This window comes from Serratia sp. HRI (assembly GCF_010119335.3).
In the GTDB taxonomy this organism is placed as follows: domain Bacteria; phylum Pseudomonadota; class Gammaproteobacteria; order Enterobacterales; family Enterobacteriaceae; genus Serratia; species Serratia nevei.
On sequence record NZ_CP083690.1, the window covers coordinates 5,170,326 to 5,186,198 of the forward strand.

Annotated in this window: 15 protein-coding genes, 2 pseudogenes and 1 other annotated feature (1 of these 18 cut by a window edge); of the genes and pseudogenes, 5 read left to right on the top strand and 12 right to left on the bottom strand. The window is 59.9% G+C overall.

Annotated features, from left to right (window positions below):
- Positions 1 to 168: 168 nt before the first annotated feature.
- Positions 169 to 468: pseudogene (locus tag GF111_RS24795) on the bottom strand (sugar ABC transporter substrate-binding protein); the annotation flags it as partial.
- Between the two features lie 271 nt (positions 469 to 739).
- Positions 740 to 1,027 (bottom strand): YciI family protein, encoded by a 288-nt coding sequence (locus tag GF111_RS24800; RefSeq protein ID WP_147191987.1) that lies wholly within the window; start codon positions 1,025 to 1,027, stop codon positions 740 to 742.
- 175 nt (positions 1,028 to 1,202) lie between these two features.
- Between GF111_RS24800 and GF111_RS24805 the strand changes: the two genes are divergently transcribed.
- The 3 genes from GF111_RS24805 (at position 1,203) to tonB (ending at position 3,459) form a co-directional block, all read left to right on the top strand.
- On the top strand, positions 1,203 to 1,856 hold the full coding sequence (locus GF111_RS24805) for an epoxyqueuosine reductase QueH (RefSeq protein ID WP_025303057.1): 654 nt from the start codon (positions 1,203 to 1,205) through the stop codon (positions 1,854 to 1,856).
- A 162-nt stretch (positions 1,857 to 2,018) separates the two neighbouring features.
- Positions 2,019 to 2,456, top strand: a complete 438-nt coding sequence (gene tnpA / locus GF111_RS24810) for an IS200/IS605 family transposase (RefSeq protein WP_038874510.1) — start codon at positions 2,019 to 2,021, stop codon at positions 2,454 to 2,456.
- Positions 2,457 to 2,715: 259 nt separating this feature from the next.
- A complete protein-coding gene (tonB, locus tag GF111_RS24815) occupies positions 2,716 to 3,459 on the top strand; it encodes a TonB system transport protein TonB (RefSeq protein ID WP_038877271.1) in 744 nt (247 codons plus the stop codon).
- A gap of 70 nt (positions 3,460 to 3,529) precedes the next feature.
- Here the strand turns inward: tonB and yciA are convergent, their stop codons facing one another.
- Positions 3,530 to 3,958: an acyl-CoA thioester hydrolase YciA gene (yciA, locus tag GF111_RS24820; protein ID WP_004932085.1), complete on the bottom strand. Its 429-nt coding sequence runs from the start codon at positions 3,956 to 3,958 to the stop codon at positions 3,530 to 3,532.
- A 76-nt stretch (positions 3,959 to 4,034) separates the two neighbouring features.
- Complete coding sequence (locus GF111_RS24825) at positions 4,035 to 4,574, bottom strand: septation protein A (protein WP_004932082.1); 540 nt, start codon at positions 4,572 to 4,574, stop codon at positions 4,035 to 4,037.
- A 221-nt stretch (positions 4,575 to 4,795) separates the two neighbouring features.
- Between GF111_RS24825 and GF111_RS24830 the strand changes: the two genes are divergently transcribed.
- The gene (locus GF111_RS24830) at positions 4,796 to 6,499 is read left to right on the top strand and encodes a SulP family inorganic anion transporter (protein WP_038877273.1); all 1,704 of its coding nucleotides are present in this window, start codon (positions 4,796 to 4,798) and stop codon (positions 6,497 to 6,499) included.
- 53 nt (positions 6,500 to 6,552) lie between these two features.
- On the opposite strand, the gene GF111_RS24835 is transcribed toward GF111_RS24830, so the two are convergent.
- Together GF111_RS24835 and GF111_RS24840 are read right to left on the bottom strand one after the other, a co-directional pair.
- Complete coding sequence (locus GF111_RS24835) at positions 6,553 to 7,305, bottom strand: YciC family protein (protein WP_038877276.1); 753 nt, start codon at positions 7,303 to 7,305, stop codon at positions 6,553 to 6,555.
- Between the two features lie 34 nt (positions 7,306 to 7,339).
- Positions 7,340 to 7,780, bottom strand: a complete 441-nt coding sequence (locus GF111_RS24840) for a YkgJ family cysteine cluster protein (protein ID WP_033634766.1) — start codon at positions 7,778 to 7,780, stop codon at positions 7,340 to 7,342.
- Between the two features lie 286 nt (positions 7,781 to 8,066).
- On the opposite strand from GF111_RS24840, the gene ompW reads away from it, so the two are divergent.
- Positions 8,067 to 8,699, top strand: a complete 633-nt coding sequence (ompW, locus tag GF111_RS24845) for an outer membrane protein OmpW (protein ID WP_019452715.1) — start codon at positions 8,067 to 8,069, stop codon at positions 8,697 to 8,699.
- A 44-nt stretch (positions 8,700 to 8,743) separates the two neighbouring features.
- Here ompW and GF111_RS24850 read toward each other — a convergent pair whose 3' ends face one another.
- The 6 genes and pseudogenes from GF111_RS24850 to GF111_RS24875 form a co-directional block, all read right to left on the bottom strand.
- Positions 8,744 to 9,058, bottom strand: a complete 315-nt coding sequence (locus tag GF111_RS24850) for a BON domain-containing protein (protein ID WP_016927515.1) — start codon at positions 9,056 to 9,058, stop codon at positions 8,744 to 8,746.
- A gap of 217 nt (positions 9,059 to 9,275) precedes the next feature.
- Positions 9,276 to 10,082 carry a tryptophan synthase subunit alpha gene (gene trpA / locus GF111_RS24855; protein WP_038877280.1) on the bottom strand — a complete coding sequence of 269 codons (807 nt, stop codon included), beginning with the start codon at positions 10,080 to 10,082 and terminating at the stop codon, positions 9,276 to 9,278.
- Positions 10,082 to 11,272 (bottom strand): tryptophan synthase subunit beta, encoded by a 1,191-nt coding sequence (gene trpB / locus GF111_RS24860; RefSeq protein WP_033634762.1) that lies wholly within the window; start codon positions 11,270 to 11,272, stop codon positions 10,082 to 10,084. The genes trpA and trpB overlap by 1 nt, the downstream gene beginning before the upstream one ends.
- 41 nt (positions 11,273 to 11,313) lie before the next feature.
- Positions 11,314 to 12,675, bottom strand: a complete 1,362-nt coding sequence (gene trpCF, locus GF111_RS24865) for a bifunctional indole-3-glycerol-phosphate synthase TrpC/phosphoribosylanthranilate isomerase TrpF (RefSeq protein WP_079656981.1) — start codon at positions 12,673 to 12,675, stop codon at positions 11,314 to 11,316.
- A gap of 3 nt (positions 12,676 to 12,678) precedes the next feature.
- Positions 12,679 to 14,275: pseudogene (gene trpD / locus GF111_RS24870) on the bottom strand (bifunctional anthranilate synthase glutamate amidotransferase component TrpG/anthranilate phosphoribosyltransferase TrpD).
- Entirely contained in the window at positions 14,275 to 15,837 is a 1,563-nt protein-coding gene (locus GF111_RS24875; RefSeq protein ID WP_038877289.1) for an anthranilate synthase component 1, read from the bottom strand. Before GF111_RS24875 ends, trpD begins: the two are co-directional and overlap by 1 nt.
- Before the next feature lie 24 nt (positions 15,838 to 15,861).
- Positions 15,862 to 15,873, bottom strand: a sequence feature (Trp leader region); it runs 92 nt beyond the window's last position.

Below are 15,873 nucleotides of genomic sequence, written 5' to 3' on the forward strand. Positions count from 1 at the left end.
CAAAAAAGAGTCTCAGACGGCGGCGCCTATCACACTGATAGTTAGTCAAGGGGGCGGCGAAAGGCGTATGTTTATCGAACAAGATATTCCCTCGAAGAACCTTTAAGCCAGCCACTCCGTGCTGGCTTTTTTTTGCGGGCAAGTGCCCTGGAGCCAGGGGGCGAGGGATTATTTGCGTGCGTCCAACAGCGCTTGGGCGTTCTCTGCGGTAACGACGGTCCACGGAATGTAGTAATGCTTCTGCGTGCCGCCCTCCCATTTCAGATCCTTGGCGTACTGCTTCCAGATATCCGACTGAGGTTGATAGCTTTCACCTTTCACGGCGCGCAGCGCGACGTCGATGGAGCCCTGCATCTGGCCTTTGGCATCTTGCAGGATAGAGACCATTTCACCGGCCTGCACCGCATGAATCGCGTCGGAAACGCCGTCAACGCCGGCAATCGCGAAGTCTTTCACATTCAGGCCGGCGCCCAGGTGCCGATAGGCGGCAACTTCATGCACGCCATGCGCTTGCAAAAGATCCAGATACTCTGTGCTCCACAGGTGAGCGTGTACGTCGAGTCGCATCGGTCGATCTCCGGAATTCGCGGCGATGCCGCGGGTTCAGAAGAGTATAGGCGGGTGACGCGACAGCCCCTGGAGGGAGGGCATCTTTTCTACCGACGGCTTAGGGTGAGAGCACGCATTGATCCGGGAACGGTGCGCGAACGGGCGTTCCCGGTATTGGGAGGGCTGGAGATCAGAACACCTGTTTGAACGGCTTCACCGTCACGTCGGCATAGACGCCGGCGGCGATATAGGGATCCTGCTGCGCCCAGGCCTGGGCTTCCGCTAGCGACTCGAATTCGGCGATCACCGTCGAACCGGTAAAGCCGGCGGCGCCGGGATCGTTGCTGTCGATGGCCGGGTTAGGGCCGGCGACCACCAGGCGGCCGGCGTCGCGCAGCGCCTGCAGGCGCGCCGGGCGTACCGCCAGACGGTTTTCCAGCGAGTTGGGGACGTCTTGCGCGTAGATCAGATAAAGCATGTTTCACCTTTAAAATCATGGCTATAAAACGGTGTTACCAAGGTAGCGCAAAAGGCGCGGCAGGGGAACGGTGCGCGGCGAATTTCCCGGCGGGTTGGCGCTTATGCCTTGAAGCCGCTACTTTTTATTCGTATAGTGCGGCGCGCTTAAACTGATATGCCATTGAGGTGAGGATATGACGGAACTGGTAAGGGAAAAACTCGATTTGCCGGCGGGCAAAAGTAAACTGCTGCTGCACTCTTGCTGCGCGCCCTGTTCCGGCGAGGTGATGGAAGCGATCCAGGCCTCCGGGATCGAATACGCCATTTTCTTCTATAACCCCAACATTCACCCGCAAAAAGAGTATCTGCTGCGCAAGGAAGAGAATATCCGCTTCGCCGAGCAGCACGGGGTGCCGATCATCGATGCCGATTACGACACTGACAACTGGTTCGCCCGCGCCAAGGGGATGGAGAATGAGCCGGAGCGCGGGATTCGTTGCACCATGTGTTTTGACATGCGTTTCGAGCGCACGGCGCTGTATGCGCATGAGCACGGTTACGACACCATCTCCAGCTCGTTGGGCATTTCGCGCTGGAAGAACATGCAGCAGATCACCGACTGCGGCATCCGGGCGGCGGAAAAATATCCCGATTTGGTGTACTGGGATTACAACTGGCGCAAGAAGGGCGGTTCGTCGCGCATGATAGAGATCAGCAAGCGCGAACGCTTCTATCAGCAGGAATACTGCGGCTGCGTCTATTCGCTGCGCGACACCAACCTGCACCGCAAGGCACAAGGGCGGCCGCTGATTAAGCTGGGCGTGCTTTACTATGGCGATGAAGAATAACGCATAATCACCGCAATCAACCCGCTACGGCGGGTTTTTTATTGTAAGCCTTAAACCACCTCCTAAGGAGGTGGTGATTGAACCTGTGAGGCTCTAGCCTGAAGGAAACCCATGCCGGAATATTCCAGCTTACTCACCACAAGTAAGAAGGAAATCACCAACATGGGTTTATACAGGAGTTCATCACATGTGTTCTGGCGTTGCAAATACCACCTGGTGTGGACGCCGAAGTATCGATTTAAAATCCTCCGCGACAAGGTGGGTAAAGAGCTCTACCGAACAATTTATATCCTCTGCAACATGAAGGACTGTGAAGTCCTTGAGCTAAATATTCAGCCAGATCATGTGCATCTGGTCGTGATAGTCCCCCCGAAGCTATCGATTTCGACGTTGATGGGCGTCCTGAAAGGACGCAGTGCAATCCGGCTTTACAATCGTTTTCCACATATACGAAAGAAGTTGTGGGGCAATCATTTTTGGGCAAGGGGATACTTTGTCGATACGGTAGGAGTAAACGAAGAAATTATCAGGCGATACGTGAGGCATCAGGATAAGAAGGACCAAGAGATCGAACAGCAGATGGAGTTGTTGCAGGATTAACTCGAAAATGGCCCCCTTTTAGGGGGCGTCGTGTAAAGCCACCTCCTCAGGAGGTGGTCTTTTACTTTTTGACGCCCGGCCAAACGTTAATGAAGCGTGTTGTTCCGGCGATAAAAAAGCAACGGCCAGGTTAATATCCTTATGAGTTTGCTGGTTTTAGCCGCGCATACTGACGATTAAAGCGATAGTTTGCCTTTCGTTATTGAATATGATTGCTATTTGCATTTAAACTTGGCGAACCAGAGGAAACAGAATCATTATGCCGCTAAAAAAGATGTTCCTTAATCGCCGTATATCCGTGCCTTTCGTCTTGTCCGTAGGCCTGCACAGCGCCCTGGTGGCGGGATTGCTTTACGCTTCGGTAAAAGAAGTGGTGGAGCTGCCGAAGCCAGAGGACGCGCCGATCAGCGTCATGATGGTCAACACCGCCGCGATGGCCGAGCCGCCGCCACCGGCGCCGGCCGAGCCGGAGCCGCCGCAGGTCGAACCTGAGCCGGAGCCAGAACCGGAACCTATCGTGGAGCCGCCGCCGAAGGCGATCGTGAAACCCGAGCCGGTCAAGCCGAAACCGAAGCCTAAGCCGAAACCGAAGGTCGAAAAACAGGTTAAACCGGAGCCGAAGAAGGTTGAGCCGCGCGAGCCGTCGCCGTTCAACAGCGATTCACCGGCCAAACCGATCGATAAAGCGCCGGTGAAGCAGGCGCCTGCCGCGCCGGTGCAGGGCAACTCGCGCGAGGTCGGGCCAAGACCGATCAGCCGCGCCAATCCGCTCTATCCGCCGCGGGCCCAGGCTTTGCAGATCGAAGGCAACGTGCGGGTACAGTTCGATATCGACAGCGACGGGCGCGTCAGCAACGTGCGCATCTTGTCGGCCGAGCCGCGCAATATGTTCGAGCGTGAAGTGAAGCAGGCGATGCGTAAATGGCGCTATGAGGCCAAAGAGGCGAAAGATCGCACCGTCACTATCCGCTTCAAGCTGAACGGCACGACCGAATTGAACTGAGTTCGGTCACCACCAAAAAAGAAAGGGTCGCCTCGGCGACCCTTTTTGCATTTGCGGTACAGCCGCCGGCTTATTCTTCGAAGCCAACGCGGAAATTCATTTTGCCCTCAGGCAGCGCGCGCGAGTTGCCTTCCGCATCGACTGCCACATAGGTGAACACCGCTTCGGTCGCCCGGTAGCGCTGGCCGATCGGCGCGGAAGAGACTTTCTTGACCCACACTTCGATATTGATGGTGATCGAGCTGCGCCCGGTGCGGATGCAGTGCGCATAGCAGCAAACCACGTCGCCTACCGCCACCGGTTTCAGGAAGGTCATGCCGTCCACGCGCACGGTCACCACGCGCCCTTCGGCGATCTCTTTTGCCTGGATGGCGCCGCCGATATCCATTTGCGACATCAGCCAGCCGCCGAAGATATCACCGTTGGCATTGGTATCGGCCGGCATGGCCAGCGTGCGCAGCACCAGCTCGCCGCTGGGTAAAGGTCGTTGTTGTGTCATAGCAGTCTGCTTTTAAAAGGAGGGAATAACATCATACTGCCCGCGGCAAGCGCCGCAGGCATTAACAATTTTGTAACTATTTTTTCTGTTCTTCCGGCATGTGCCGGTAAATATAGATACCGCTGAGGAGGGTGAAGACCAGCGTCAGCACCGTCAGGCCAAAGACTTTGAAATTGACCCAGACGCTTTGCGGCAGCCAGAAGGCGACATAGATGTTCGCCAGGCCACAGGCCAGGAAGAAGACTGCCCAGGCCAGGTTGAGGTTGCTCCACACTTTGTCCGGCAGCGTCAGCTCTTTGCCCAGCATGCGTTGAACCAGCGGTTTTTTGAGCACCCATTGGCTGATCAGCAGCGCCAGCGCGAACAGCGCGTAAATCACCGTGACCTTCCATTTGATGAACAAATCGTTGTGGAACACCAGCGTTAGGGTGCCGAACACCAGCACCATCAGGAAGGTGATCAACGTCATCTTCTCGACCTTGCGGTATTTCACCCAGGTGAACACCAGCGCCAGCGCGGTGGCGACAATTAACGCGCCGGAAGCGACGTAAATGTCGTACAGCTTGTAAAAAGCGAAAAAGACAATTAGCGGGAGGAAATCAAGAAACTGCTTCATAAATCAATCCATCATCTGTTCATCGGCCGACTATACCGGATTCGGCGAGCTCTGTGTACCGCCGGGCGTTGCCGATTATCGGCGTTTGGCCGGCGGATTTCTGCCGCGAAAGCAGGAATTTGCATAAACTTACGCAAGAAAGTGCGGGCACATTGCCAGCGCGGGCCGCAGGCTGCATAGTAAGTGTCATAATAACCAGATAATTTACCGCGGAAAACAGCATGCAGTGGAAATCTCTCCAGGCCCTGACGCCGGGGTTGACGCATTTATTGGGGTATCAACGCAGCTGGCTCAAGCCGGATATTCGCGCCGGCCTTTCCGTCGCCGCCGTCGCCTTGCCGGTGGCCATCGCCTATGCTGAGCTGGCCGGGGTCAGCCCGGTGGTGGGGCTCTATTCCTGTATCTTGCCGATGGTGGCCTATGCGCTGTTCGGCTCGTCGCGCCAGCTGATCGTCGGGCCCGACGCCGCCACCTGTGCGGTGATCGCCGCGGTGGTGACGCCGCTGGCGGCGGGTAATATGGAGCGCCATTGGCAACTGACCATCATGATGACCGCGATGATGGGCGGCTGGTGCCTGCTGGCCAGCCGGTTCAAGCTGGGGGCGCTGGCGGATCTGCTGTCGCGGCCGATCCTCAGCGGGCTGCTGAACGGGGTGGCGATCACCATCATCGTCGATCAGATCGGCAAGGTGTTGGGATTCACGGTGCGCCCGGCGCAGCTGATCGAGCGTATCTACGCGCTGCCCGGTAACCTGCTGCACAGCGACTGGCTGACGATGGCGGTGTCGTTGTTGACGCTGGTGACGCTGCTCGGATTTAAAAAATGGCGGCCTAACTGGCCGGCGCCGCTGTTTGCCATCGTGCTGGCGGCGTTCGTCACCTGGGCCGGCGGCCTGCAGCAGCATGGCGTGGTGACGGTGGGCGGTTTCAGCGGCGTGTTGCCGATCGTCCAGTGGCCGGACTTCCAGCCCGGTTTGCTGCGCGACATGGTGATCCCGGCGCTTAACCTGGCGGTGGTGAGTTTTGTCAGCATGATGCTCACCGCCCGCAGCTTTGCCGCCAAGAACGGTTATGAGGTGAACGCCGACGCCGAGTTTCGTGCGCTGGGGCTGGTGAATATCGTCTCCGCGCTGTCGCAAGGTTTCGCTATCAGCGGTGCGGACTCGCGCACCGCGGTGAATGACGCCAACGGCGGCAAGAGCCAGCTGGTGTCGGTCATCGCCGCCGCGGTCATCGCCTTCGTCTTGCTGTTCCTGATGGCGCCGCTGCAGTTTATTCCGGTGGCAGGATTGGGCGTGGTGCTGATGTATGCGGCCTGGTCGCTGCTGGACATTCGCGGCATCTGGGTTTTGCGCCGCCGCAACGCGCAGGCGTTTCGCCTGGCGCTGTTTACCTTCCTCAGCGTGCTGCTGGTGGGGGTGATCAGTGGCATCGGGCTGGCGGTGTTGCTGGGGCTGATGCAGTTTCTACGCACCGTCTTCCGGCCGACGGAGCAGCTGCTGGGTGTCAACGACGAAGGCATGATCCACTCCATGGGCAACAACAATGGGGTGAAGGCGGTGCCTGGGGTCATGATGTATCGCTTCAATTCGCCATTGACCTATTTCAACGTGGCGTACTTCAAACGCCGTATTCTCAATTTGGTCGACGGCACGCCGTTCCAGCCGCGCTGGGTAGTGGTGGATGCGGTAGCCAGTTTTACCCATGCCGATATCAGCGTGCTGGCGGCCATCGACGAACTGAAACGCGACCTGTTACAGCGTAACGTTAAGCTGGTGCTGGCGGGGCGCCGCACCGAGCTGACGCGCTGGTTCCGCATCAACCGCTTAGGGCGCGACAAAGAGCTGATTTTGGTGCCGGACCTGTATCTGGCGCTGAAGCTGATTCAGAGTAAGGAGCAGGCGGAAGCCGCCACGGTGGGGTAAATAAAAAGGGGCGCGCCGAGAAGCGTGCCCCTTGGGTTTTTGTTGCGTCGGCGTTAGCCGCGCAGCAGCATGTACAGGCGGAACAGGTAGATCAGCAGCAGGGCAGACACCAGGTTGCTCAACGCGGTCAACACCACGCTGGCGACGTTCGGCGTCAGCACCGACAGATGGCTCACCAAAAACAGCACCAGCAGCTTGGCCGCCAGCCACAGCATCATTGCCGGCACGATCACGCGCGCATTGCCGAAGGCCAACTTGCTGCTCAGCTTGAGCGAAGCGAACACGCCTTTCTTGTCGACGGAGGCGATCACCGGCGCCAGCGCGAAGGCGATCGCCATGAGCACGCCCGGCACCACAAACAGCGTCAGGCCGAGCTGGATCAGCAGGGTGCAGATAAACAGCAGCAGCAGCAGACGCGGCAGATCGGGCGCCGAGGCACCGAGCGCGCGCAGGGCGCTGGTGCGTTCCCCTTGCGACACCAGACGGATCAGCGTCAGCATCCCGCCGACCAGCAGCACGTTGCCGACCAGCGCGGAGAAGGTGGCGGCCGCCGACACTTTCAGCAACACCATCTGCTGTTCCGGTGTCATCTGCTGGATCACTTCCTGAATGCCCATACCGGTAGACGAAGCGAAATCGCTGGTGGTGGCAGCGAGCGTCGCCAACTGTTCGGCATCGGGGCTGAAGGCCTGATTCAGCAGTACGGAGATAAACGCCGTCAACAGCGCCAGCATCAGGATGCTGGCCAGTTGGTTGCGTAAAAAGTTAAAACTGTCACGGTACAAAGCGTTGGCCGTGATAGGCATGCAGACTCCTTGGCGTCGGGAAAACAGAGATAAATCAGTGGGTGATTGTACCCTGTTCCACGCCGCTGTGGCACCCCGCGAATTGCACTACGCCTATTTCTTCAACGATCGTCGTTTCAGGCAGCGAGAGCGGCAGGGGTACCGGCAGGGGCGGCAGCCCGTAGCGTTCCCGGGCGCGATCGCAGGCTTCGTTGCGCAGGCCGTTTTCACCGGACTGATCGAACTCTCTGCACGGGCTGGGCCGATTGAGGTAGATCGAGCAGGACACGGCTTTGCCGATCTCGCCGTCCAGAGCGTTGCAGCGGGGGGACTTGCTGTTGGTCCCCTGCATGCAGCGCAGGAACGGGGTCAAAGGCTCCGTTAAGGAAAGGGGAACGGTGCCGCCGCCGTCTTCGGCTTCGGCCCAATAGAATGACACTCGAAAATAACCGCAGCATGCGCCGCAGCTGACACAGGGATTAAGGATTTCGCTCATCTTGATTGCTCACCGACTCCTTACGGCACCAACCAAAACCAACACGGAAAATGAAATTACCTCAGCCGCATTTTTCTCCGCAACCGAAATTTGAACATGTAAATAATTTGCAACAAAATCGATTTTTTGATGCAGATCAATCCTTGATTTATTAAGCGGTTAGGTAACCTTGTTTTTAGTAGGATTTTAAATTTTTACACATAAGATGTGATCTCGATGGGATCACAAATACCCGAAAGTAGGTATATTCCCCCTCGAGAGATTAACCACACAAATGGAATGGATAATGAAAAAGACAACTCTGGTGGTATTGGCGACGATGATGGCGCCTATGTTGGCAAGTGCGCATCAGGCCGGTGATTTCCTGTTCCGCGCGGGAACCGCGACGGTGCGTCCAAATGCGGGTTCGGACAACGTATTGGGGTTGGGTTCGCTGGATGCGAAAAACAATACCCAGCTCGGTCTGACCTTCGGTTACATGGTGACGGACAACATCGGCGTTGAGTTGTTGGCCGCAACGCCATTCCGCCACAAGGTTACGCTGGGCGGCACCGATCTGGCGACCGTTCACCAATTGCCGCCTACGCTGATGGCGCAATACTACTTCGGCGACAAGCAGGACAAACTGCGGCCTTACCTGGGCGTCGGCGTTAACTACACCACCTTCTTCGACGAGAAGTTCAACGACTACGGCAAAAGCGCCGGGTTGAGCAACCTCGACCTGAAGGACTCCTGGGGTGTGGCGGCGCAGGCCGGCCTGGATTACAACTTGGATGAACACTGGATGCTAAACATGTCGGTGTGGTGGATGAACATCGAAACCAAAACTCGCTTCAACGATGCGAATGGCGGGCACCACAGCTTCGATACGCGTCTGGATCCGTGGGTGTTCATGTTCGGGGCGGGTTATCGCTTCTGATGATGGCCACAAACAGGGAGGCGTTGCGCCTCCCTGTGTCGGTATTATTTAACCTGCATCACGTTTTCAACCGATTTCACGCCGGCCACGCCACGAGTGACCTGCACCGCACGGTTGGCGTCATCGCTTGATGTCACGAAGCCGCTCAGCTGAACGCGTCCTTTAAAGGTTTCCACGCTGATCTCGCGCGACTTGATGTTTTTATCCGCCAGCAACGCCGATTTCACTTTGGTGGTGACTACGGTGTCATCGATATAACCGCCTGTTCCCTCTGATTTTGCCGTCGGCGCGCAAGCGCTCACCGCGACCGCCACAACGGCTGCCATGCACAAGGCTGAAAGGGTTTTAAACAGCTTCATAAATTACTCTCCATGCAATGTTATGGTTGAAATTCGCTACGGTTTTTCGCCGCAGCGAGCGCATTCCCCAAATAAAACGAAGAAATGCATAGCGAACAAAGTTCATTGTGAGACAAGACCTGAGTTTGTTCAAATTTTTGCTGTAAATAAATGGAACAAACTTTGAGGGGAAACAAGCTGTTAAAGCGAGCGCCGGCGGGGCGCTCGCTGGAGAGGCTCACGCCCGGGTGGCGCGCTTCATACTGCTGGCGAAGGCCGCCAGCTTGGTCAGCATCTCCGCCGGGTTGGCATGGTGCTGTTCGATGATTTTGACGATTGCCGAGCCGGAGATCGCGCCGGCGGCCCCGGCCTGCAGCGCGGCCTTTACCTGCTCGGGTTCGGAGATGCCGAAACCCTGCAGCGGCGGCGCGGCGTGATACTCGCGCAGCTTGTTCACCAGGTGATGCAACGGCAGCTGCGCTCGGCTTTCGGTGCCGGTCACCCCGGCGCGCGACAGCAGGTAGGTGTAGCCGCGGCCGTGTGACGCGATTTCACGCAGTAGATCGTCATCGGCGTTCGGCGGGCAGATGAAGATCGGTGCGATACCGTGGCGCGCGGCGGCGGCGCGGAACGGCGCGGACTCTTCAAACGGCACGTCGGCGACCAGCACCGAATCCACGCCCACTTCGGCGCAGCGCTGGTAAAACGCATCGATGCCTTTATGGAACACCAGGTTGGCGTACATCAGCAGGCCGATGGGAATGGTCGGATGCTTCTGGCGGATGGCCGCCAGCATCTCGAAACACTGGGTCGGCGTGACGCCGGCGGCAAAGGCGCGCAGCGTCGCGCTCTGGATGGTCGGGCCATCCGCCAGCGGATCGGAGAAGGGGATGCCCAGCTCCAGCGCGTCCGCGCCGGCTTCGATCAGGGTGTCGATAATCTGCAGCGAGAGCGCCGGGTTAGGATCGCCCAGCGTCACGAACGGGACAAAGGCGCCTTCCTTGCTGCTTTCCAGACGCGTGAACAGTTGCTGATAACGTTCCATCAGATTTCTCCCCGTGCTTTCAAAATGTCGTGAACGGTAAATATGTCTTTGTCGCCGCGGCCGGACAGGTTGACCACCAGGATCTGCTCTTTCTGCGGCGTTTCACGGATCATTTTCAGCGCGTGTGCCAGGGCGTGTGAGGATTCCAGCGCCGGGATGATGCCTTCATGGCGCGACAGTGCCTTGAACGCTTCCAGCGCTTCGTCGTCGGTGATCGACACGTATTCGGCGCGGCCGGTGCTGTTCAGGTAGGCATGCTGCGGCCCGACGGACGGGAAGTCCAGCCCGGCGGAAATTGAATAGGATTCTTCAATCTGGCCTTCGGCGGTCTGCATCATCGGTGCCTTCATGCCGAAGTAGATGCCGACGTGGCCGTGCTTGAGCGGTGCGCCGTGTTGGCCGGTTTCGATGCCCAGACCGGCGGGTTCCACCCCGATCAGCCCAACGTCGGCGTCATCGATAAAGTCGGCGAACATGCCGATGGCGTTGGAGCCGCCGCCGACGCAGGCGATGACCGCATCCGGCAGGCGGCCTTCGCGCTCCAGCACCTGTGCTTTGGTTTCTTCGCCGATCATGCGCTGGAATTCACGCACGATGGTGGGGTACGGGTGCGGGCCGGCGGCGGTGCCGAGCATATAGTGCGCGGTTTCATAGCTGCCGGACCAGTCGCGCAGCGCTTCGTTGCAGGCGTCTTTCAGGGTGGCGGAGCCGCTGTGGACCGGGATCACTTCCGCGCCCATCAGCCGCATGCGGAACACGTTCGGCGACTGGCGCTCAACGTCTTTGGCGCCCATATAGATGCGACATTTCAGGCCGAGCAGCGCGCAGGCCAGCGCCGACGCGACGCCGTGCTGGCCGGCGCCGGTTTCCGCGATGATCTCGGTTTTGCCCATGCGCTTGGCCAGCAACGCCTGGCCCAGCACCTGGTTGGTCTTGTGCGCGCCGCCGTGCAGCAGGTCTTCACGCTTCAGATAAAGCTTGGTGTTGCTGCCGGCGGTGAGGTTTTTGCACAGCGTCAGCGCCGTCGGGCGGCCCGCGTAGTTCTTCAGCAGATCGATAAATTCCGCCTGAAATGCCGGATCGCGCTGGGCGCTGACAAAGGCTTCTTCCAGTTGTTTCAGGGCCGGCATCAGAATTTGCGGCACGTATTGGCCACCAAATTCGCCGAAGTAGGGGTTAAGCAGCGTCATGAGAGTTCCCGTTATTATCCGTTATTAATATAGAGCCGTATTCAGTAGGCGCGCAGGGTCTGGAAGACCGAGGCCAGGCGCGCGGGATCTTTGATGCCCGGTTCGCTTTCCACGCCGGAGTTGAAGTCCAGCCCGGCGCAGCCGAGCTTGGCCGCTTCGACGCAGTTGTCGGCGCGCAGGCCGCCCGCCAGCATCACGTTAGTCAGATCTTCGCCTTGCAATACCGACCAGTCGAAGCGTTGGCCGGTGCCGCCGGCGCCGTTGTCGAGCAGATAACGGTCGACATGCTGCAGATCGCGCGCCGGCACTCGATCTTTCACGCTCAGCGCTTTCCAGATGCGGCAGTCGGCCGGCAAGCGGGCGCGCAGGGCGTTGATATAGGCCTGGTCTTCCGCGCCGTGCAATTGCACCGCATGCAGCCCGAGGCGCTCAACGGTCAACGCCACGGTATCGACCTGGGCGTCGCAGAACACGCCAACGTACTTCAGCGGCGCGCCGGAGATCACTTCGCGGGCGCGGGTGATGTCCACATAGCGCGGTGAACGCCCGACGAAAATCAGCCCGCCGTAGATGGCGCCGGCCTGATAGGCGGCGGCGGCGTCCTGCGGACGAGTCAGGCCGCACACTTTGTTGTCGCCCAGGATCACGCGGCGCACGGCGGCGCGCAGATCGGGTTCCGACATCAGCGCGCTGCCGATCAGGAAGCCGTTGGCGTAATGGCTCAGCTCGCGGATCTGCCCGTAGTTGTTGATGCCCGACTCGCTGATCACCGTCACGCCATGCGGCACGCGCGGGGCCAACTGACGGGTGCGGTTCAGGTCGATGCTCAGATCGCGCAGATCGCGGTTGTTGATGCCGACCACGCGCGCCTCCAGCGCGATCGCGCGCTGCAGCTCTTCTTCACTGATCACTTCGGTCAGCACGCCCATGTTCAGGCTGTGGGCCACCGCCGCCAGCTGGCGGTACTGCTCGTCGGTCAACACCGACAGCATCAGCAGGATGGCGTCGGCCTGATAGTAGCGCGCCAGGTAAATCTGATACGGGTCGATGATAAAGTCTTTGCACAACACCGGTTGGCTGACGGTTTTACTGACCAGCGGCAGGAAATCGAAGCTGCCCTGGAAGTATTTCTCGTCGGTCAGCACCGAGATCGCCGAGGCGAAATCTTTATAGACCGTGGCGATCTCCACCGGATCAAAGTTCTCGCGAATCAGTCCCTTGGAAGGCGAGGCCTTCTTGCATTCGAGAATGAAAGCCGTACGGGTGCCCTGCAGCGCGTGATAGAAGCTGCGTTCGCTCGGTACGATATCATTCTGAAAGCCGGCCAGGGGCTGTTGCTGTTGTCGCGCCGCGATCCATTGCGCTTTGTCGCGGACAATCTTGTGTAGCACGGTTTCCTGCATCATTTATCCTCTTGCCGCCAGTGCGATGACACGCTCATAGGCCTGCCCGCTGTTGATCATATCCAGTGCCTGCCGCGCATTTTGGCGCAGGTCTTCATGTCCGAATAACTTCAGAAGCAACGCGACGTTGGCCGCGACCGCCGCGGCGTGCGCCGGCTCGCCTTTACCTTGTAACAGCCGCGCCAAAATGTCACGGTTTTCTTCCGGCGTGCCGCCCAGCAAGGCTTCCAGCGGATAGGTTTCCAATCCGAAGGACTGCGGCGTGAGCTGGTAGCTGCTGATTTCGCCGTTGTGCAATTCCGCCACGTGCGTCGTGGCGTGGATCGCCACCTCGTCCATGCCGCCGCCGTGAACCACCGCCGCACGCTGATAACCCAGCACGCGCAGGGTTTCGGCAATCGGCAGCACCAGTTCCGGGCTGTATACGCCGATCAGCGCCAGCGGCGGACGCGCCGGGTTGATCAGCGGGCCCAGCACGTTGAACAGCGTGCGGGTCTTCAGCTGCTGGCGCACCGGCATGGCGTGGCGAAAACCGGTGTGGTACTGCGGCGCGAACAGGAAACACACGCCGAGATCGTCCAGCGCCTTACGCGCTTCTTCCGCCGGCAGATCCAGACGGATGCCGAACGCCGCGAGCAGATCCGAGGAGCCGGAGCGGCTGGAGACGCTGCGGTTGCCGTGCTTGGCGATCTTCGCGCCGCACGCCGCCGCGACGAAGGCGCTGGCGGTGGAAATATTGATGCTGTTGGTGCCGTCGCCGCCGGTGCCGACGATATCGGCGAACGGGTAGTCAGGGCGCGGGAACGGCTGAGCGTCGTCCAGCAGCGCTTTGGCGGCGCCGGCGATCTCTTCCGGGCGCTCGCCGCGGACTTTCATGCTGATCAACGCCGCCGCCAGTTGGCTCGGCTCCAGTTCGCCGCGCACGATGGCGCTGAACAGCTGTTGGCTTTCCTGCTGGCTCATCGACTCGGCGCGGTACAGTTTCTCAAGAATAGGTTGCATCGTCGTGTTCCTTATATTACTTCGCCAGCGCCCAGGCCAGGGTCTGCTCAAGCAGGCGCGCGCCGTGGGTGGTCAGAATCGATTCCGGGTGGAACTGGAAGCCGCACACGCGGCGACGGTCGTCGCGCACCGCCATCACCATCTCGCCGAAACGGGCGTTGACGGTAAGATCGGCCGGGATATTGCTGCCGACCAGCGAGTGGTAGCGCGCCACCGGCAGCGGGTTGGCCATGCCGGCGAACATGCCTGCGCCATCGTGAACGATTGCCGAGGCTTTGCCGTGCAGGATCTCGCCCGCCTGGCCGACCTGGCCGCCGTAGGCTTCGACGATCGCCTGGTGACCGAGACAGATGCCGATGATCGGCAGCCGGCCGCGCAGGCGCTGCAGCAGTTCCGGCATGCAGCCCGCTTCGGACGGCGTACCGGGGCCGGGCGACAGCATCAGCACCGGCTGGGTCATGTGCTCCAGGCGTTCGATGATCACCTCGGCGGCGATCTGGTTACGGTAAATCACCACCTGGTGGCCGCTGGCGCGCAGCTGATCGACCAGGTTGTAGGTAAAGGAGTCGACGTTGTCGAGCAACAGGATATCGGCCATCAGAACACCTCCTTGGCATGGTGCGCAGTGGCGATGGCGCGCAGCACGGCACGGGCTTTATTACGGGTTTCGTCGGCTTCCGCCTGCGGGATGGAATCCAGCACCACGCCGGCGCCGGCCTGCACGGTGGCGATGCCGTCTTCAACGTAGGCGGAACGGATGACGATGCAGGTATCCAGATCGCCGGTGGCGGTGAAGTAGCCTACCGCGCCGCCGTAGCTGCCGCGGCGTGTGCCTTCGGAGGCGGCGATCAGCTGCATCGCGCGCACTTTCGGCGCGCCGCTCAGGGTGCCCATGTTCATGCAGGCCTGATAGGCGTGCAGCACGTCGAGATCGGCGCGCAGGGTGCCCACCACCCGGGAAACCAGGTGCATGACGAACGAATAGCGGTCCACCTTGGTCAGGTCGGCCACGTAGCGGCTGCCGGCCTGGCAGATGCGCGCCAGATCGTTGCGCGCCAGATCGACCAGCATCAGGTGCTCAGCCAGCTCTTTGTGGTCGGTGCGCATTTCCAGTTCGATGCGGCTGTCGAGATCCAGATCCAGCGAACCATCGGCACGGCGGCCGCGCGGGCGAGTGCCGGCGATCGGGTAGATTTCGATTTGGCGATTGCCCGCGTCGTATTTCAACGCACTCTCCGGCGAAGCGCCGAACAGGGTGAAGTCATCATCCTGCATGAAGAACATGTACGGGCTGGGGTTGTTGTCTTTCAAGGTCTGGTAGGCCGCCAGCGGCGCCGGGCAAGGCAGGGAGAAGCGGCGCGACGGCACCACCTGGAAAATCTCGCCCTGACGGATAGCCTCTTGCAGCCCGCTGACCACCGCGCCGTACTCTTCGTCGCTCTGGTTGCAGCTCAGCTGCATGTTCTCCAGCGTTTGATGCGGGATCGGCTGCGGGGTTTGTTGCAATTCGGCCTGCAGCTGTTCCAGACGTTGCTGCAAACGCTGCGCTTCACTCGCCTGCTCGCTGAAGACGCTGGCCTGCAGACGGGCCGTACCGCGTTGGTGATCCAGCACCAGCAGGGTTTCCGCCAGATAGAAGCAGAAGTCCGGGCAGCGCTGATCCTGGCGCAGCGCCGGCAGGTCTTCGAAACCGGCGACCAAATCGTAGGCAAACAGGCCGCCCAGCATCACGGCTTCGCGCTCGTCCGCCGGGGAGTCCACCAGGGTCAGCAGCGTGCGCAGCGCATCGAACACCGACAGTGAGCGCAAGCGGGCGTCTTCGTCCTGCACCGCGTCGATCGCCGGGAAGGTCAGTTCGCGGCCGTTGGGGCGCGCCTGATTGCGCACCTCGGGCGGCAGCGCTTCGTCCAGCAGCGGCAGCAGCGCTGCGCCGTTGGCGGTCAGCGCCTGCACGCTGACGGTATGACCCAGTGCGGTAATGCGCAGCGCGCTGTCAATCACCAGCAGGCTCTGCAGATTCTGTTTGCTGTTGATTTCCGCCGATTCCAGCAGCAGGGTGGCCGGACGGGCACCGCACAGCTGGTGGAAAATGGTGGTGGGGTCGCCCCGGTAGCTGGCTTGCGCCTTCAGCAATGTCAGTTGTGGTTTGGTGTTCATCATCGGTGGTTCCAGTGAATTCTGTCCATAAAAAAGCCC